The sequence below is a fragment of the Mesorhizobium sp. M7A.F.Ca.CA.003.01.2.1 genome (assembly GCF_003998945.1).
In the GTDB taxonomy this organism is placed as follows: Bacteria; Pseudomonadota; Alphaproteobacteria; order Rhizobiales; family Rhizobiaceae; genus Mesorhizobium; species Mesorhizobium ciceri.
The window spans coordinates 1-752 of record NZ_RZRA01001497.1 but is presented as its reverse complement, the minus strand read 5'-3'; the positions used below and the strand labels follow the sequence as shown (position 1 = coordinate 752).

Annotated in this window: 1 protein-coding gene; it reads right to left on the bottom strand. The window is 63.4% G+C overall.

Annotated features, from left to right (window positions below; all coding sequences use genetic code 11):
- On the bottom strand, positions 1 to 752 hold a 752-nt coding region (locus tag EN969_RS33745; RefSeq protein WP_164758781.1), incomplete at both ends, for an amidohydrolase family protein.

Below are 752 nucleotides of genomic sequence, written 5' to 3'. Positions count from 1 at the left end.
GGCCGGTCGAGCCGCCTGCGACCGCCAGCACATTGCGGGCGCGGTGGGCGAGGCGCTGCGAATATTCGAGCTGGCGCAACTCGTCGGGCAGGCCGATGAGCACATTGGAATCGGAGCCGACGCCATAGCGGCCGCCATGTTCCCTGAACAGCGGCGCGGCAAAAGTGCCGTCACCGAGATTGGCCTCGGTGATCGGGCATAGGCCGGCGATGGCACCGCTTTTGGCCATGGCAACGGTTTCAGCATCGGTCATGTGGGTGGCGTGGATCAGGCACCAGCGCTTGTCGACTTTGGCATTGGCCAGCAGAAATTCGACCGGCCGCGCGCCCGACCAGGCAAGGCAATCCTCGACTTCTTTCACCTGCTCGGCAATGTGGATGTGGATAGGCCCGTCCGGCGCCAGGGCAGTCACGTCAATCAGTTCTTCCGGTGTCGCGGCGCGAAGGCTGTGCGGAGCGACGCCGACAACAGCCTGATCCAACGCGCGAACCGATTCGCGGCATTTCTCAACAAGCCGCGAGAATCGATTCACATCGTTGATGAATCGCCGCTGGCCTTCGTTTGGTGCGGCACCGCCGAAAGACGAGTGCGCATAAAACACCGGCAAAAGCGTCAGGCCGATGCCTGCCTCGCCGGCCGCGGCCGCAATGCGCTCGGCCATCTCGGCGAGGTTGGCGTAGGGTTTTCCATCGCGGTCGTGATGCAGATAGTGAAATTCGCCGACGCGGGAAAAACCGGCCTCCAGCATCTCG